The following is a 16,944-nucleotide window of genomic DNA, read 5'->3' on the forward strand; positions in this document are numbered from 1 at the left end:
GGGGTTTTGTTTTTGTCCGCAAGAAAGTTCGCACAGCAACAATGAGCAGGTTCACGCTGTCACCGTCTCCCGACAATGCTAAGGTTCGCCCCTGGCGTTTGTATTTTCCAAGGAAGCCTTTATGCCGGACGCGACGTCCCTCAGTGCTGGTTTTATGGTGGTTCACGGCAACCGCCTGGACGAGTTGCGCAGCCTGGTGGTCAGCTGGATGCGGCGCTACCCGCTGGCTCCCCTGGAGAATGAGATCGCGTTGGTGCAAAGCAATGGCATTGCCCAATGGCTGAAGCTGGCACTGGCGGAAGATTCTGAAGAAGACGACATGGGAGGCTGCGGCATCGCTGCCGCCATCGACGTGCAGTTGCCCGGCAGCTTCATGTGGCAGCTCTATCGCATGGTCCTTGGCCGCGACGAAATTCCGGTCAAGTCCCTGCTCGATAAAGCCCCGCTGACCTGGCGTCTGATGCGCCTGCTGCCGCAGTTGATCAACCAACCGCACTTCGAGCCGCTGCAGCGTTTCCTGACCCATGACACCGACCTGCGCAAACGCTATCAACTGGCTGAGCGCCTGGCGGATCTGTTCGACCAATACCAGGTGTACCGAGCAGACTGGCTCGAAGACTGGGCGGAAGGTCGACATCAAACAAGAAACGCCAGAGGCGAAGCCAAACACCTGACCCCGGCCAATTGCTGGCAGGCAGAGTTATGGCGCACACTCTTGCTGGATGTGGGAGCAGAAGGCATGGCGCAAAGCCGTGCCGGCGTCCATCAGCGGTTTGTCGAACGCATCAACAATCTCGAAACAGCCCCCAAGGGATTACCCTCGCGAGTGATCGTTTTCGGGATTTCTTCCCTGCCTGCTCAGGCCCTGGAAGCACTGGCGGGACTGGCACGATTCAGCCAGGTCCTGCTGTGCGTACACAACCCATGTCGTCATCATTGGGCAGACATCGTCGCCGATAAAGACCTGTTGCGGCATCAATACAAGCGTCAGGCCCGCAAGAGCGGCATGCCGGTAGTGATCGATCCGCAAACCCTCCACCAGCATGCTCACCCGCTACTGGCCGCGTGGGGCAAGCAGGGGCGGGACTACATCAACCTGCTCGACAGTTATGACGATCCCAACAGCTATCGTTCGGCATTCCGTGACGGGCGCATCGACCTGTTCAGTGATGGTCAGCCGCTGAATGTGCTCAACCAGTTGCAGGACGACATCCTCGAACTGCGCCCCCTCAACGAGACTCGGGAGCGTTGGCCGGCTATCGATCTGCAGAAGGACGAGTCGATCCGTTTTCACATCGCCCATAGCGCCCAGCGAGAAGTCGAGATCCTCCACGATCAACTGCTCGCGCGCTTCAGCGCCGACCCGACACTGCGGCCCAGGGACATCATCGTGATGGTCCCGGACATCGACAGCTACGCACCGCATATTCGTGCCGTGTTTGGTCAGCTTGACCGCCAGGATCCACGCTTCATTCCGTTTACCCTGGCTGACCAGGGCCAGCGTGGTCGCGATCCATTGCTGATTGCTGTCGAGCACCTGCTCAAGCTGCCCGACAGCCGATTCCCCGTCAGTGAAATTCTCGATCTGCTGGACGTCCCCGCGCTGCGCGCTCGTTTTGGCGTCGAGGAGCGTGACCTGCCGACGCTGCACCGCTGGATCGAAGGTGCCGGCATTCGCTGGGGGATGAATGCCGAGCAACGTGCCGGGCTTGGGCTGCCGCATGAACTGGAGCAAAACAGCTGGCGTTTCGGCTTGCGACGGATGTTGCTCGGTTATGCCGTCGGCAGCGCCGATGCTTATGAGGGTATCGAACCCTACGACGAGATCGGTGGTCTGGACGCTGCGCTCATCGGTCCGCTGGTTGCATTGCTGGACGCGCTGGAAGTGGCTCACCACGAACTCTCTCAGCCTGCATCGCCGGGGCAATGGGGCTTGCGCTTGCAGGCTTTGGTGCAGTTGTTCTTCCTTGCCGGTAACGAACACGATGACTACTTGCTGGCCCAGCTCGAAGAACTGCGCGAGACCTGGCTCGAGACCTGTGAATCTGTAGGGTTGCAGGACGAGTTGCCGCTGACCGTTGTCCGTGAAGCCTGGCTTGCAGGTCTGGATCAGGGCCGTTTGTCCCAGCGTTTTCTGGCCGGAGCGGTCAACTTCTGCACCTTGATGCCCATGCGCGCCATCCCGTTCAAACTGGTGTGCCTGCTGGGCATGAATGACGGCGATTATCCGCGCGCGCAACCGCCGCTGGATTTCGATCTGATGGGCAGTGATTACCGTCCGGGTGACCGCTCCCGGCGTGAAGACGACCGCTACCTGCTACTGGAAGCCTTGCTGTCGGCAAGGGACCAGCTCTACATCAGTTGGGTGGGCCGCAGCATCCGCGATAACAGCGAGCGACCTGCCTCGGTGCTGATTGGCCAGTTGCGTGACCACTTGGCCAGCGGTTGGCGATTGCTGCAAGGCGACGAGGATCTGCTGGAAGCCATGACTCGCGAACACCCATTGCAACCCTTCAGTGCTCGCTACTTTCACGACGGGGATGAGTCGTTCAGCTACGCCAGTGAATGGCAGGTGCTTCATCAGGCGGCAGAGCATCAGGCAGGCGCCGAAGTGCTCGGGCCCCACGTCCAGGACGAACCACTGAGCCTCGGTCAGGTGCAGGATTTCCTGCGCAATCCGGTACGGCACTTTTTCAGCCAGCGACTGAAGGTCTTCTTCGAGGCGGCCGAAGTGCCGTTGGCCGATGAAGAGCCCTTTGTCCTGGATGCGTTGCAGCGTTACAGCCTCAGCGACCGTTTGCTCGAAGCCGCGCTGGCAGATCCTGGAAATTCCGGGCAGGCATTGGAGGATCAGGCGAAGCGCTTGCAGAACAGCGGACTGCTGCCCATGGCCGGATTCGGTGAGTGTCTGCAACGCGAGTTGATCGAGCCATTGCCTGACTTGCTGCAACGCCACCAACAGCTCCTGACGTTGTGGCCAACCCCCCTCAGCAGCGCGTTGCCGGTCAGTCTTGAACTGCAAGGCCTGCACATCGAGGGCTGGCTCAGCGGCCTGCATCAGCGCGCCGATGGTGGATTGCTGTCTATCACTACGATTCCCAACAGCATCGGCTCGATCAAGTCGCGCAAATGGCATCGATTGACACGCCCGTGGGTCAATCATCTGATGGCTTGTGCCAGTGGCATGCCACTGACCACCGCATTGGTGGCCAGCGACGACAGCCTGTTGCTCGGTCCACTGGACCAGTCCACGGCGCAGACAATTCTCGGTGACCTGTTGATGGCCTGGCAGTCGGGTATGCGCCAGCCTCTGCCGATCGCGGTCAAGACAGCCTTCGCGTGGCTGGGGCAAACCGACCCGGTCAAAGCCGAGGCCGCTGCGCGCAAGGCCTATGAAGGGGATGGACAAACGACGGACGGAGAGCGTCGCGAAAGCCCGGCACTCGCCCGTCAATTCGCCGATTACGATGCCTTGGTCGCCGACGAGACGTTCCCCCTGTGGTGTGACGCGCTCTATCGCCCGCTTCTTGAAGCACCCTGGCGTTCACTGTCCAGCGAGGAGTCGCGCTGATGAGCACAAAGACACCTCTGGCCCTGGCATTCCCGTTGCGCGGCAGTCAACTGATCGAAGCCAGCGCCGGGACCGGCAAGACCTTCACCATTTCCGCGTTGTACCTGCGTCTGGTGCTTGGCAATGGCGGGGAGGACAGTGGTTTTGGACGTGAGCTGTTGCCACCGCAAATCCTCGTCGTGACCTTCACCGACGCCGCGACCAAAGAACTGCGCGAACGCATCCGCACGCGGCTCGCCGAGGCCGCACGCTATTTCCGCGATGAAACACCGGCCCCCGACAGCCTGATTGCCGAGTTGCGCGACCAGTACTTGCCCGAGCAGTGGCCCGGCTGCGCAAACCGCCTGGATATCGCCGCCCAGTGGATGGACGAGGCGGCGGTGTCGACCATCCACAGTTGGTGCCAGCGCATGTTGCGCGAGCACGCATTCGACAGCGGCAGCCTGTTTACCCAGACCCTGGAAACCGACCACAGCGACTTGCTGGGGGAAGTCCTGCGCGATTACTGGCGGCTGTTCTGTTACCCGATGCAAGGTGATGCCTTGAATTGGGTGCGCAGCAATTGGGGCGGGCCGGCGGCGCTGCTGCCGCGGATTCGTGCGCTGTTCGCCAGCGAGCGGGATACCCTTGAAGGGAAAGAACCCGCCGAAGTGATTTCGCAATGCTTGCAAGAGCGACGGGCTGCCCTGATCGAACTCAAGAAGCCTTGGTTGGAGTGGGCGGACGAATTACTTGCGATCTGTCACCAAGGCGTTGCCGGCAAGGCGGTCGATGGTCGCAAGATGCAGGCACGCTATTTCGAGCCCTGGTTTGAAAAAATCAAAGCCTGGGCCGAGGACGAATCCCTCGAGCAACTGGATATCGGCACTGGCTTCACTCGTCTGACCCCGGATGGCATGGCTGAAGCCTGGAAGGGTGAGGCGCCTCGACATCCGGGGCTCGATGCGATGGCCGGCCTCAAGGCCTGCCTCGATGGGTTGCCGACACCTGATGCCGCCGTACTGCAACATGCGGCCCGCTGGGTCGGGGCGCGATTCGAGGAAGAGAAACGCCGCCGCGCGGAAATGGGTTTCGACGACATGTTGCTGCGCCTTGATGCGGCCTTGCAGTCTGATGGCGGCGAACGCCTGGCAACCCTGATTCGTGAACAGTTTCCGGTCGCCCTGATCGATGAGTTCCAGGACACCGACCCGGTGCAGTACCGGATCTTTGAGAGCATCTACCGGATTGAAGAGAACAGCCCCGAGTGCGGTCTGTTCCTGATCGGCGACCCGAAACAGGCGATCTACGCTTTTCGCGGCGCCGACATCCATACCTACCTGCGCGCCCGGCAGGCCACCACTGGCCGCCTGCACACCCTGGGCACCAACTTCCGCTCAAGCCATGGCATGGTCAACGCGGTGAACCATGTGTTCGAGCGCGCCGAAGCCCGGGCGTCAGGCCGCGGCGCTTTCCTCTTTCGGCAGAAGAATGGCGACAACCCGGTTCCGTTCACGCCGGTTGCCTCCCAAGGTCGCAAAGAAGTCTTGCGCATCAATGACCAGGCAATCCCGGCCTTGAACATCTGGCACTTGCCGGCCGAACAACCGTTGTCCGGTGCGGTGTACCGGCAACAACTGGCGGCTGCGTGCGCCAGTGAAATCACGGCATTGCTCAATGGCGGGCAGCAGGGGCATGCGGGGTTCTCCCAGGATGGCAAAGCCTTCAGGGGCCTGTTGCCGGCGGACATCGCCATCCTGGTCCGCGACGGCAAGGAGGCGCAGGCGGTTCGTGCGCAACTGGCCGCCCGTGGCGTGCGCAGTGTTTACCTGTCGGACAAGGACTCGGTGTTCGCCGCCCAGGAGGCGCATGACGTGCTGACCTGGCTCAAGGCCTGTGCCGAGCCGGATGTCGAGCGACCGCTGCGGGCCGCGTTGGCCAGCATCACGTTGAACCTATCGCTGACGGAACTGGAGCGGCTGAATCAGGACGAGTTGGCCTGGGAAGCCCGGGTCATGCAGTTCCGTGGTTATCGCGAAGTCTGGCGCAAGCAGGGCGTACTGCCGATGCTGCGACGCTTGCTGCACGACTTCCGTTTGCCCCAGGCGCTGATCGCCCGCAGTGACGGCGAGCGCGTGTTGACCAACCTTCTGCACCTTTTCGAACTGCTGCAACAAGCCGCCGCCGAACTCGATGGCGAGCAAGCCCTGATCCGGCATTTGTCCGAGCATCTGGCGTTGTCCGGGCAGGCTGGCGAAGAGCAGATCCTGCGTCTGGAAAGTGATGAACAATTGGTCAAGGTCGTGACCATTCACAAATCCAAGGGCCTTGAGTACCCCTTGGTGTTCCTGCCGTTCATTTGCTCTGCGAAACCGGTGGATGGCAGCCGCCTGCCGTTGCACTACCACGATGAATCCGGCAATGCCCAGGTCACGTTGGAACCGACGGCAGAATTGATTGCCCTGGCTGACGATGAGCGTCTGGCCGAGGATCTGCGCTTGCTCTATGTCGCCCTGACCCGGGCGCAACACGCCTGCTGGCTGGGGGTGGCCGACCTCAAGCGCGGCAACAACAATGGCTCGGTGCTGCATCTGTCGGCATTGGGTTATCTGCTGGGCGGCGGTGCGCCGTTGGCCGAGTCCCCGGCGTTGCAGCTTTGGTTGCGGGATCTGCAACAGGACTGCCCGGCGCTGGCGTATGCCGAGATGCCTGAAGCGACAACGGTGCATTACCAGCCACCGCAAAACGACGCGGCACTGCTGGTTCCGCTGGTTCCGAAACGCAAGGCCAGTGAGAACTGGTGGATCGCTTCCTACAGCGCGCTGCGCATTGGCGACACCCTGAGTGTCGGCACCGACGAAGCGCCGGAGAGCCCGCAGGCGCAAAAACTGTTCGATGACGAACGCCTCGACCCACAGGCGCCCAGGGAAGTGGTGGCCGGTGGCGGCGATATCCATCGCTTCCCGCGCGGCCCGAACCCCGGCACCTTCCTCCATGGCTTGCTCGAATGGGCGGGAGGCGAGAGTTTTGATGCGGCACCGCAAGAGGTGATCGACGCCATTGCCCGTCGCTGCAACCGTCGAGGCTGGGAGGGCTGGATCAGCACCTTGAGTGACTGGCTGCAGCATCTGCTCAAGTCGCCGTTGCAACTGGGCGACGGCCAGGCACCGGTGATATTCGGCCAGTTGACGCAGTATCAGGTCGAGATGGAGTTCTGGTTCGCCAGCCATAAGGTCGATGTGCTCAAGCTCGATGCGCTGGTGTGCCAATACACCCATAACGGCGTGGCCCGGGTCGCCGCGGAACCGGTGTTGCTCAACGGCATGTTCAAGGGCTTTATCGACCTGACGTTCGAACATGACGGCCGCTATTACGTGGCCGACTACAAATCCAACTGGCTCGGCGTCGATGATGCGGCCTACACCGCGCAGGCAATGGAACAGTCGATTCTCGACAACCGTTATGACCTGCAATACGTGTTGTACCTGTTGGCCCTGCACCGCCAGCTCAAGGCGCGGCTCGCCGATTACGACTACGACCGGCATGTCGGCGGTGCGTTGTACCTGTTTTTGCGCGGTACGCGTGCGGCCAGCCAGGGTGTGTTTTTCGCCCGGCCGCCAAGAGAGCTGATCGAACGTCTGGACAGGCTGTTCCAGGGCAAGCCAGAGCCCAAGGCCGAGCCCGCCTGGGAACAGGGAGTACTGATATGAGTCGCACATTCGCCGATTTGTTGCCCACATCGCTGGCAGCCGAAAGCCTGGCCGATCTGGCACCGCTGAGTCGTGCCGACGACTTGCTGTTGTTGCTCACGCGTTGGGTCGAGCGTGGCTGGTTGCGCGCGCTGGACAAAGCCTTTGTGGCGTTTCTGCATGAACTGGCCCCGGAAGATGATCCACTGGTGTTGCTGGCAGCCGCACTGACCAGCCACCAGTTGGGTCACGGGCATGTCTGCCTCGACCTGTTCGAGACGCTGAAAGAACCGGACTTCGCTCTGTCATTACCACCCGAAGGGGACGTGCAAGGCGGCGCGATGCTGTTGCCCTCGCAATTGCTGGGATCGCTGGACGGTGCTCATTGGTGCAAGGTGCTGGCCGCCAGCAACCTGGTCGCGCTGGCCGCTGACAGTCGTGACAACGTGCGCGACCGGCCTCTGGTGTTATCGGGCAAACGCTTGTACCTGCGCCGCTATTGGGCCTACGAGCGGCGGATCGACCTTTCGTTGCGTGAGCGTTTGACGGAACACGAATCTACGCCGAGCGACTTGCTCCAGCGCCTCACCGGTTTGTTTGGTCCTGCCCGGCCGGGTGAGGTGATCGACTGGCAGAAGCTGGCTTGCGCCCTGGCGACCCGCAGTGCTTTCAGCATTGTCACGGGGGGACCGGGAACCGGCAAGACCACCACCGTCGTGCGCTTGCTGGCATTGCTCCAGGCGCCGGCGGTCGAGGCCGGCATGCCCCTGCGCATTCGCCTCGCTGCACCGACCGGCAAGGCCGCGGCGCGTCTGACAGAATCCATCAGCCAGCAAGTCCGGACCTTGAAGGTCACGGAGGACGTTCGGGAAAAGATCCCCTCCGACGTCACCACCGTTCACCGCCTGCTCGGCAGCCGGCCCGGGACTCGTCATTTCCGCCATCACGCGGGCAATCGCCTGCCGCTGGATGTGTTGGTGGTGGATGAGGCCTCGATGATCGACCTGGAAATGATGGCCAATCTGCTCGACGCCTTGCCGGCCCATGCGCGCCTCGTGCTGTTGGGTGACAAGGATCAATTGGCTTCGGTAGAGGCCGGTGCGGTATTGGGGGATCTTTGTCGCGACGCGGAGGCTGGCTGGTACAGCCCGCAGACACGCCAGTGGCTGGAAACCGTCAGTGGCGAAAACCTGCAGGCCAGCGGGTTGCAGGAGGACGTGCAGGGCACTCATCCATTGGCTCAACAGGTCGTGATGTTGCGCCATTCCCGGCGATTCGGTGAAGGCAGCGGCATTGGCCAACTGGCTCGCTGGGTCAACCAGCAGCAACCCGAAGAAGCCCGCAAGTTGTTGTCGGCGCGCAGCCATGACGATGTGTATTGCCTGGCCCTCAAGGGAGAGCAGGATCGGGCCCTGGAGCGCTTGCTTCTAGACGGCCATGGTGAGGGGCCGCAGGGTTATCGACATTACCTGAGCGTGCTGCGCAATCAGCGGCCGTCACTGGACAGTCCGCTGGAAGACTCGTGCTGGATTGATTGGGCTCGACAAGTGTTGCAGGCCTTCGACGCATTCCAGTTGTTATGTGCCGTGCGCAAGGGGCCGTGGGGTATCGAGGGCTTGAACCAGCGGGTGACGGACGCATTGCTCAGGGCGCGCCTGATCGACAGCGACCAGCAGTGGTACGAAGGTCGCCCTGTCCTGATGACCCGCAACGATTACGGGCTGGGTTTGATGAACGGCGATATCGGCATTGCCCTCAAGCTCCCTGAACAGGAAGGCCACGGAAAACAGGTTTTGCGCGTGGCATTCCCACGCAATGATGGCCAGGGCGGTGTGCGATTTGTCCTGCCCAGCCGTCTGAATGATGTCGAAACCGTGTACGCCATGACCGTGCATAAATCCCAGGGCTCGGAGTTCGCACATACCGCGTTGATTCTTCCCGATGCCTTGAATCCGGTACTCACCAAGGAGCTGATCTACACCGGCATTACCCGGGCCAAGGACTGGTTCACCTTGATCGAGTCCCGTGCGGGCGTGTTTGAAGAGGCGGTGAAACGCCGGGTCAAACGCTTGAGCGGGCTGATGCTGGAGCTCAAGGGCGGCAGCGAGCCGACAGTCTGAAAGGTCAGTAACAGGCTGTAGGAAAATGTCCGAGGCTGCGTAGTACGTGGCCTCGCTGGCATTTCGTTGCTGTGCTATCGTTGCGGCATCATTTCGCTACGGTCGAAGAGTATCCCTGCATGAAGGTGGCTGTCAGGACGACAGAGCGCGTCGTTGGCTGTAGAAAAGCGCTGCTTGCCATTCTTCTTTGTCTGCTGGCCAGCGTCGTTTTCGCTCAATCGCAAGCCCCGGTGGGCAAGGCGGACCAACGCGCCAAAGCGGTTACCCAGGTGATCCTCGGAATCCTCAGCTATGCCCGCTGGCCCGTCGAGCCTTTACTGCTGCGCCTGTGCCTGGTCGGCCCTACCGAATACACCGACGATCTGGTCAAGGGCACGACCCAGGCGACGGGGCGACCTGTCACGGTGCAACGCTTGTTGGCCGACAACCCTTCAATTGTCAGTGACTGTGATGCGGTTTATATCGGCAAGCTGACTGGCGTAGAACGCAGCCGATTGTTCGCCGCGTTGATCGGGCATCCGGTGTTGAGCATCAGTGAGAACGACGAGCAATGCACCGTCGGCAGCCTGTTTTGCTTGCGGGTGAGCGACGAGCAGGTGTCGTTCGAGGTCAATCTCGACTCTGTCGCCCGCAGCGGCGTACGCATTCATCCGAGCGTGTTGCAACTATCCCGCCGCAAGCCGGCGGCGCCATGAAGTTAATGAGACCGGGCAGCCGCCCGACTTTGCATTCGGTCATCGGTCGCGGCAACCTGCTCGTTGCGCTGGTGGGCGTTGTCATGGCCAGTGTTTCACTGACGTTGCTTGGCGTGCTGGCCTTGCGCGTATACGCCGATCACAACCTGCACCTGATCGCTCGTTCGATCAGCTACACCGTGGAAGCCGCGGTGGTGTTCAACGACAAACCCGCCGCAACCGAAGCGCTGGCGTTGATTGCCTCCACCGAGGAAGTGGCCGACGCCGAGGTGTTCGATCAACAGGGCCAGTTGCTGGCCCGCTGGCAACGACCGGAAACCGGTTGGGTGTCCGATCTCGAATTGCACATCGCCAAAGCGTTTCTGGAAGAACCTATGAGCATGCCGATCACCCACCAAGGGCGGGAAGTCGGCAGCATCAGGCTCACCGGTCATGGCGCCAGCCTGATGCGGTTTTTGCTCAGCGGTCTGATGGGCATCGTAGTGTGCACGGCCATCAGTGCCTGGGTTGCACTCTTCTTGGCGCGCCGACAACTGCGCGGGATCACCAAGCCGCTGCGCAACCTGGCCGCTGTTGCCCACGCCGCGCGCAGTGAACGGGCCTTCGACAAGCGCGTGCCGCCTGCCGACATTGTTGAACTCGATGATTTCGGCAACGACTTCAATGCCCTGCTCGATGAACTCGAGGCCTGGCAGTCGCACCTGCAAAGCGAAAACGAATCCCTGGCTCACCAGGCCAGCCACGACAGCCTCACCGGATTGCCCAATCGGGCGTTTTTCGAAGGTCGCCTGATGCGCGCGTTGCGCAGCGCCAACAAGCTCGGCGAGCGAGTGGCGGTGCTGTTTCTCGACAGCGATCGCTTCAAGGAGATCAACGACAGTTTCGGCCATGCGGCGGGTGATGCGGTGTTGGTGGCCGTGGCCAACCGGGTTCGGGCGCAACTGCGGGAAGGGGACCTGGTGGCGCGCTTGGGTGGCGATGAGTTTGCCGTGCTGCTGACGCCGCTGCACAAGACCGAAGACGCCGAACGGATTGCCGACAAGATTCTGGCCAGCATGGACATGCCGATTCCATTGCCGGGCAGCACCCAGGTATTGACCTCTCTCAGTATCGGCGTCGCGGTGTACCCGGATCATGGCGCAACGCCGGGTGCCCTGCTCAACGCCGCCGATGGCGCGATGTACCAGGCCAAGCGCCTCTCCCGAGGCGCACAGTACACGGCAGGGTCGGAGCACCCCGCCGCCGATGTTCAAAACAGGAGCTGATTTCCGTGTTCACATTCAACCCGCGTTCCCTGCGTTTTTTCACCCTGACACTGCTCGTGGCCTTATTGAGCCTGACCGGTTGCCAGACCACCCCCAAAGGCCTGACCCCGGCGCAAATCGCCGTGCTGAAACAGCAGGGGTTCGAGCTGACAGACGATGGCTGGGCTTTCGGCTTGTCCGGCAAGGTCCTGTTTGGCAGTGACGACGACAGCCTGAACAAGCAGAGCACCGACATTGTCGAGCGCATCGGCAAGGCGCTGCTGGGGGTAGGTATCGAGCGGGTACGGGTCGATGGTCACACAGACGCCTCGGGCAAAGAGGCCTACAACGAGCAACTGTCCGTGCGCCGGGCGAAAAGCGTGGCCAAGGTGCTCAACACCGTCGGCATGAAACAGGAAAACATCCAGCTGCGTGGCTTGGGCAGCAGCGTGCCGGTGGCCACCAACAACACCTCCAGTGGCCGCACCGAAAATCGCCGGGTGGCGATTGTGGTCAGCTCCGACTAATCGGCAAACAGCATCTCCCGGCTTTCTCCCATCAGCAGGCCCTGATTCTGCTCGGTGACCTGGCGGATGTAATCCCACAACAGGGTGATCCGCTTGAGCTTCCTGAGATCCTCGCGGCAGTACATCCAGAACTGTCGGGTGATATTGATTTCCTGCGGCAACACCGGCAGCAGGCGCGGGTCCTGGGTGGCGAGGAAGCACGGCAGGATCGCCAGTGAGCGTCCTTGCTGCGCGGCCACGAACTGCGCGATCACGCTGGTGCTGCGCAGGTTGGCGCTGGCGCCGGGCAGTACGTTGGCCAGGTACAGCAGCTCCGAGCTGAACGCCAGGTCGTCGACGTAACTGATAAACGAATGTTTGGCCAAGTCTGCCGGGCGGCGGATAGGCGGGTGGTTGTCCAGATAATCCTGGGTCGCGTACAGCTGCAATCGGTAGTCGCACAGTTTGCAGCAGACGTACGGGCCATGCTCCGGACGCTCCAGGGCGATGACGATGTCGGCTTCGCGCTTGGACAGGCTGATGAAGTGCGGCAGCGGCAGGATATCCACAGAAATGGCCGGATAGGTGTCGACGAAGTGGCTCAGCTGCGGCGTGATGAAAAAACTGCCGAAGCCTTCGGTGCAGCCCATGCGTACATGACCGGACAGCGCCACGCCGGACCCGGAAACCTGCTCGCACGCCATGTGCAGGGTGCTTTCGATTGACTCGGCATACCCCATCAACCGCTGGCCTTCGGCGGTCAGGATAAAGCCGTTGGTCCGGGATTTTTCGAACAGCAAAGTGCCCAGCGCCGTTTCCAGGGAGCTGATGCGCCGCGACACCGTGGTGTAGTCCACCGCCAGGCGCTTGGCCGCAGTGCTGGCCTTGCGGGTGCGGGCGACTTCGAGGAAAAACTTGAGGTCATCCCAGTTCAACGAGCCGAGGGAGGTGATGTTTTTTTGCATGTTGGACCGGTTTTTATGTGCGTTCTTATTAGAAGTTTGCACATCTATACTCCAAAAACAGTCCGTTAACCAATTCGCGGCACACGCCTCATCTCAAGGCGACTTTCTCGCCTTGGCTCCCAAGATAAAAACAAAGATCTGGAGACCCACATGAACGCATCGCTCACGCCCAACGAAACCACCGTGCAAAAGGTCAAGCTGTTGATCGACGGCCAGTGGGTCGAATCCAAGACCACCGAATGGCACGACATCATCAACCCGGCGACCCAGCAGGTGCTGGCCAAGGTGCCGTTTGCCACCGCCGAAGAAGTCGATGCGGCCATCAGCGCCGCCCATCGCGCCTTCCAGACCTGGAAGCTGACCCCGATCGGCGCCCGCATGCGCATCATGCTCAAGCTCCAGGCGCTGATTCGCGAACACTCCAAGCGCATCGCCGCTGTCCTCAGCGCCGAGCAGGGCAAGACCATTGCCGACGCCGAAGGCGATATTTTCCGTGGCCTGGAAGTGGTCGAACACGCTTGCTCCATCGGCAGCCTGCAAATGGGCGAGTTCGCTGAGAACGTCGCCGGTGGCGTCGACACCTACACCCTGCGCCAGCCAATCGGCGTGTGCGCCGGCATTACCCCGTTCAACTTCCCTGCGATGATTCCGCTGTGGATGTTCCCGATGGCCATCGCCTGCGGCAACACCTTCGTGCTCAAGCCGTCCGAACAGGACCCGATGTCGACCATGCTGCTGGTGGAGCTGGCCATCGAGGCGGGCATTCCGGCCGGCGTGCTCAACGTCGTGCATGGCGGCAAGGACGTGGTGGACGGGCTCTGCACCCACAAGGACATCAAGGCGGTTTCCTTCGTCGGTTCAACCGCCGTCGGTACCCATGTCTACGATCTGGCGGGTAAACACGGCAAACGCGTGCAATCGATGATGGGCGCCAAGAACCACGCCGTGGTGCTGCCGGACGCCAATCGCGAACAAGCGCTGAATGCGCTGGTGGGTGCCGGTTTCGGTGCTGCCGGTCAACGCTGCATGGCCACCTCGGTGGTGGTGCTGGTGGGCGCGGCCAAGCAGTGGCTGCCTGATCTCAAGGCGCTGGCGCAGAAGCTCAAGGTCAATGCCGGCAGCGAGCCGGGCACCGATGTCGGCCCGGTGATCTCGAAAAAGGCCAAGGCGCGGATTCTCGACCTGATCGAGAGCGGCATCAAGGAAGGCGCGAAACTGGAGCTGGACGGTCGCGAGATCTCGGTCCCGGGTTACGAGAAGGGCAACTTTGTCGGCCCGACCCTGTTCTCCGGCGTGACCACCGACATGCAGATCTACACCCAGGAAATCTTCGGCCCGGTGCTGGTGGTGCTGGAGGTTAATACGCTTGATGAGGCCATCGCTCTGGTCAACGCCAACCCGTTCGGCAACGGCACGGGCCTGTTCACCCAGAGCGGCGCTGCGGCGCGCAAGTTCCAGAACGAAATCGACGTCGGCCAGGTCGGCATCAACATCCCGATTCCGGTGCCGGTGCCGTTCTTCAGCTTCACCGGTTCGCGCGGTTCCAAGCTCGGCGACCTCGGCCCGTACGGCAAGCAAGTGGTGCAGTTCTACACTCAGACCAAGACCGTCACCAGTCGCTGGTTCGATGACGACAGCGTCAACGACGGTGTGAACACCACCATCAACCTGCGATAAGGAGCCGGACATGAAAATCGCTTTTATCGGTCTGGGCAATATGGGCGCGCCGATGGCGCGCAACCTGATCAAGGCCGGCCATGCTCTGCGCCTGGTGGACCTGAACAAAGCTGTGCTGGCGGAACTGGAACAGCTGGGCGGCAGTATCAGCCCAACGGCCCGCGAAGCTTCAGAAGGCGCCGAGCTGGTCATCACCATGCTGCCTGCCGCGGTGCATGTACGCAGTGTGTGGCTGGGTGAAGACGGCGTGCTCGCCGGTATCGGCAAAGGTGTGCCGGCCGTGGATTGCAGCACCATCGATCCGCAGACCGCGCGGGACGTAGCCACCGCCGCTGCCAAACAGGGTGTGGCCATGGCCGATGCACCGGTCTCTGGCGGCACCGGTGGTGCAGCCGCCGGGACGCTGACCTTCATGGTCGGCGCCACGCCGGAACTGTTCGCCACCCTGCAACCGGTACTGGCGCAAATGGGCCGCAACATCGTCCATTGTGGTGAGGTCGGCACCGGGCAAATCGCTAAAATCTGCAACAACCTGCTGCTGGGTATCTCCATGGTCGGCGTCAGCGAAGCCATGGCGCTTGGCGATGCATTGGGCATCGACACCAAGGTGCTGGCGGGCATCATCAACAGTTCCACCGGGCGTTGCTGGAGTTCGGAGATGTACAACCCGTGGCCGGGCATCGTTGAAACGGCGCCGGCGTCGCGCGGTTACACCGGTGGTTTCGGTGCTGAACTGATGCTCAAGGATCTGGGGCTGGCCACTGAAGCGGCGCGTCAGGCGCACCAGCCGGTGGTACTCGGCGCGGTGGCCCAGCAGTTGTATCAGGCGATGAGTTTGCGTGGGGAGGGTGGGCAGGACTTCTCGGCGATCATCAACGGCTATCGCAAGCCGCAATAACGGTTGGTGACAAGCGGATTTTGTGGCGAGGGAGCTTGCTCCCGCTGGTTCGCGCAGCGGACCCAAATGCGGAGAATGTGGAGTCTCAGACAAACCGAGTTTGTTGACTTTGCGACTGCTTCGCAGCCGAGCGGGAGCAAGCTCCCTCGCCACAGGGTTGGAACGACTGGGTCTGAAAGCATATTTACCGGGAGATCACGTCGGGTGATCCCCCGGTTTTTTTGTATCAGGCAAACACGAAGTATTTGCGCACGGTTTCCACCACTTCCCAGGTGCCTTTCATCCCCGGCTCAACGACGAAAATGTCGCCGGCGCGCAGGTGGATCGGCGCCATGCCTTCCGGGGTGATGATGCAGTAGCCTTCCTGGAAGTGGCAGTACTCCCACTTCACGTATTCCACGTACCACTTGCCCGGCGTGCAGATCCAGGTGCCCATGATCTTGCTGCCGTCTTCGCTGGTGTAGGCATTGAGGTTGACGGTGTGCGGGTCGCCTTCGAGTTTTTCCCATTTACAGGCGTCGAGCACGGGCAGCGGGTGAGTGTCGCGAAGAACGGTAATCGGTGCGGTCATGATGACTCCGGGCAGTGGGCTCAAGAACTGAAGTCGCACCCTATAGCGCCTGTCCCGCGATCAGTTGTCTGTGGTCGACACTGAGGTGTCCAGAAACGCGCCCCTTGCTCAATCTTCCGGCTAGGCCAACGCTTGCAGCAACGCCTTGGCGTAGCCGGGCAGCGCGGCGAAGTCGCGGGCGCAGATCAAGAGCCTGCGCTGTGCCCAGGGCTCTTGCAGGCAGAGGCTCTTGAAAGACGGTTCGTTGGACCACCGATCGACCGCCGCCAGGGGCACGATCGCCAGTCCCGCCCCTCGGGCGACCATGCGCATCACGCCATCGAAGCCATCGGCACGGATGCGGATCTGCATGCGCAGGCCAGCGTGCAGTGCCTGTTCTTCCAGGTACACCGCCAAGGCGCTGTTGGCATTCAGGCTGACGTAGTCGTGATGCAGCGTGTCGGTGAAGCTCACTGAGGTCGCCTGTGCCAAGGGATGTTCCCGGGGCATGATCAGCACCAGCGGATCATCGCGGAACGCTCGGGTCTGCAAGTCATCGGTGTCCACCGCGTCGGAAACGATGCCGAGGTCTGCCGCCCCTTGGCGCAAGGCGTGGGTGATGCGGGTGCTGGGCAGTTCCTGCAAGTCGATGTCGAGGTTGGGGTGGCTATGCAGGAAATCCGCGAGCAACTCTGGCAGGTACTCGGTGATTGCCGTGGTGTTGCACAGCAGCCGCACCTGGCCTTTGACGCCCTGGGCGTATTCGGCCAGTTCCTGTTGCAGGCGTTCGGCCTGTTGCAGCAGGATCCGGGCGTGTCGGGCCAGGGCATTGCCGGCCGGTGTCGGGCTGACCCCGCGACGATTGCGCTGAAGAAACTCGACGCCCAGCGACGCCTCCATGGCGCGAATTCGCGCACTGGCCGCTGCCAGGGACAAATGACTGCGTGCGGCGCCGGCGGTGATGTTGCCGGTGTCGAGGATGTTCAGGTACAGGCGCAGGTCGGTCAGGTCGAAGTGCATTACAACAATCCCAAGTTGTGTGTTGTCTGG

General features: G+C 61.7%; 11 protein-coding genes. 8 read left to right on the top strand and 3 right to left on the bottom strand.

From position 1 onward, the window contains the following. Window positions 1–121 precede the first annotated feature (121 nt). The 6 genes from recC (at window position 122) to yfiB (ending at window position 11,825) form a co-directional block, all read left to right on the top strand. The gene (gene recC / locus VC35_RS06500; RefSeq protein WP_046038604.1) at window positions 122–3,571 is read left to right on the top strand and encodes an exodeoxyribonuclease V subunit gamma; all 3,450 of its coding nucleotides are present in this window, start codon (window positions 122–124) and stop codon (window positions 3,569–3,571) included. Next, entirely contained in the window at window positions 3,571–7,260 is a 3,690-nt protein-coding gene (gene recB, locus VC35_RS06505; protein WP_046038606.1) for an exodeoxyribonuclease V subunit beta, read from the top strand. Before recC ends, recB begins: the two co-directional genes overlap by 1 nt. Beyond that, window positions 7,257–9,359: an exodeoxyribonuclease V subunit alpha gene (gene recD / locus VC35_RS06510; RefSeq protein ID WP_046038607.1), complete on the top strand. Its 2,103-nt coding sequence runs from the start codon at window positions 7,257–7,259 to the stop codon at window positions 9,357–9,359. Before recB ends, recD begins: the two co-directional genes overlap by 4 nt. A 119-nt stretch (window positions 9,360–9,478) precedes the next feature. Then, entirely contained in the window at window positions 9,479–10,054 is a 576-nt protein-coding gene (gene yfiR, locus VC35_RS06515; protein WP_046038609.1) for a regulatory sequestration protein YfiR, read from the top strand. Continuing rightward, window positions 10,051–11,319, top strand: coding sequence for a diguanylate cyclase DgcN/YfiN (gene dgcN / locus VC35_RS06520; RefSeq protein ID WP_046038611.1), 1,269 nt, complete (start codon window positions 10,051–10,053; stop codon window positions 11,317–11,319). The genes yfiR and dgcN overlap by 4 nt, the downstream gene beginning before the upstream one ends. 5 nt (window positions 11,320–11,324) lie before the next feature. Then, window positions 11,325–11,825, top strand: coding sequence for an outer membrane lipoprotein YfiB (gene yfiB, locus VC35_RS06525; protein WP_046038612.1), 501 nt, complete (start codon window positions 11,325–11,327; stop codon window positions 11,823–11,825). On the opposite strand, the gene VC35_RS06530 is transcribed toward yfiB, so the two are convergent. Beyond that, on the bottom strand, window positions 11,822–12,769 hold the full coding sequence (locus tag VC35_RS06530; protein WP_046038614.1) for a LysR family transcriptional regulator: 948 nt from the start codon (window positions 12,767–12,769) through the stop codon (window positions 11,822–11,824). The two genes, yfiB and VC35_RS06530, sit on opposite strands and share 4 nt — an antisense overlap. A 150-nt stretch (window positions 12,770–12,919) precedes the next feature. On the opposite strand from VC35_RS06530, the gene VC35_RS06535 reads away from it, so the two are divergent. Together VC35_RS06535 and mmsB are read left to right on the top strand one after the other, a co-directional pair. Beyond that, on the top strand, window positions 12,920–14,446 hold the full coding sequence (locus VC35_RS06535; RefSeq protein ID WP_046038615.1) for a CoA-acylating methylmalonate-semialdehyde dehydrogenase: 1,527 nt from the start codon (window positions 12,920–12,922) through the stop codon (window positions 14,444–14,446). A 10-nt stretch (window positions 14,447–14,456) separates the two neighbouring features. Then, window positions 14,457–15,344 carry a 3-hydroxyisobutyrate dehydrogenase gene (gene mmsB / locus VC35_RS06540; RefSeq protein WP_046038616.1) on the top strand — a complete coding sequence of 296 codons (888 nt, stop codon included), beginning with the start codon at window positions 14,457–14,459 and terminating at the stop codon, window positions 15,342–15,344. 226 nt (window positions 15,345–15,570) lie between these two features. Here mmsB and VC35_RS06545 read toward each other — a convergent pair whose 3' ends face one another. Together VC35_RS06545 and VC35_RS06550 are read right to left on the bottom strand one after the other, a co-directional pair. Continuing rightward, window positions 15,571–15,915 carry a cupin domain-containing protein gene (locus VC35_RS06545; protein ID WP_046038617.1) on the bottom strand — a complete coding sequence of 115 codons (345 nt, stop codon included), beginning with the start codon at window positions 15,913–15,915 and terminating at the stop codon, window positions 15,571–15,573. 120 nt (window positions 15,916–16,035) lie between these two features. Further along, window positions 16,036–16,914 (bottom strand): LysR family transcriptional regulator, encoded by an 879-nt coding sequence (locus VC35_RS06550; protein WP_046038618.1) that lies wholly within the window; start codon window positions 16,912–16,914, stop codon window positions 16,036–16,038. Between the last annotated feature and the right edge of the window lie 30 nt (window positions 16,915–16,944).

Origin of the sequence: Pseudomonas fluorescens (genome assembly GCF_000967965.1) — a bacterium.
In the GTDB taxonomy this organism is placed as follows: Bacteria; Pseudomonadota; Gammaproteobacteria; order Pseudomonadales; family Pseudomonadaceae; genus Aquipseudomonas; species Aquipseudomonas grandcourensis.

Bases quoted from the DNA above. Each gene is read 5' to 3' on its own strand.
- recC (WP_046038604.1), top strand. From the start codon at position 122: ATGCCGGACGCGACGTCCCTCAGTGCTGGTTTTATGGTGGTTCACGGC.
- recB (WP_046038606.1), top strand. From the start codon at position 3,571: ATGAGCACAAAGACACCTCTGGCCCTGGCATTCCCGTTGCGCGGCAGT.
- recD (WP_046038607.1), top strand. From the start codon at position 7,257: ATGAGTCGCACATTCGCCGATTTGTTGCCCACATCGCTGGCAGCCGAA.
- yfiR (WP_046038609.1), top strand. From the start codon at position 9,479: ATGAAGGTGGCTGTCAGGACGACAGAGCGCGTCGTTGGCTGTAGAAAA.
- dgcN (WP_046038611.1), top strand. From the start codon at position 10,051: ATGAAGTTAATGAGACCGGGCAGCCGCCCGACTTTGCATTCGGTCATC.
- VC35_RS06530 (WP_046038614.1), bottom strand. From the start codon at position 12,769: ATGCAAAAAAACATCACCTCCCTCGGCTCGTTGAACTGGGATGACCTC.
- VC35_RS06535 (WP_046038615.1), top strand. From the start codon at position 12,920: ATGAACGCATCGCTCACGCCCAACGAAACCACCGTGCAAAAGGTCAAG.
- mmsB (WP_046038616.1), top strand. From the start codon at position 14,457: ATGAAAATCGCTTTTATCGGTCTGGGCAATATGGGCGCGCCGATGGCG.
- VC35_RS06545 (WP_046038617.1), bottom strand. From the start codon at position 15,915: ATGACCGCACCGATTACCGTTCTTCGCGACACTCACCCGCTGCCCGTG.
- VC35_RS06550 (WP_046038618.1), bottom strand. From the start codon at position 16,914: ATGCACTTCGACCTGACCGACCTGCGCCTGTACCTGAACATCCTCGAC.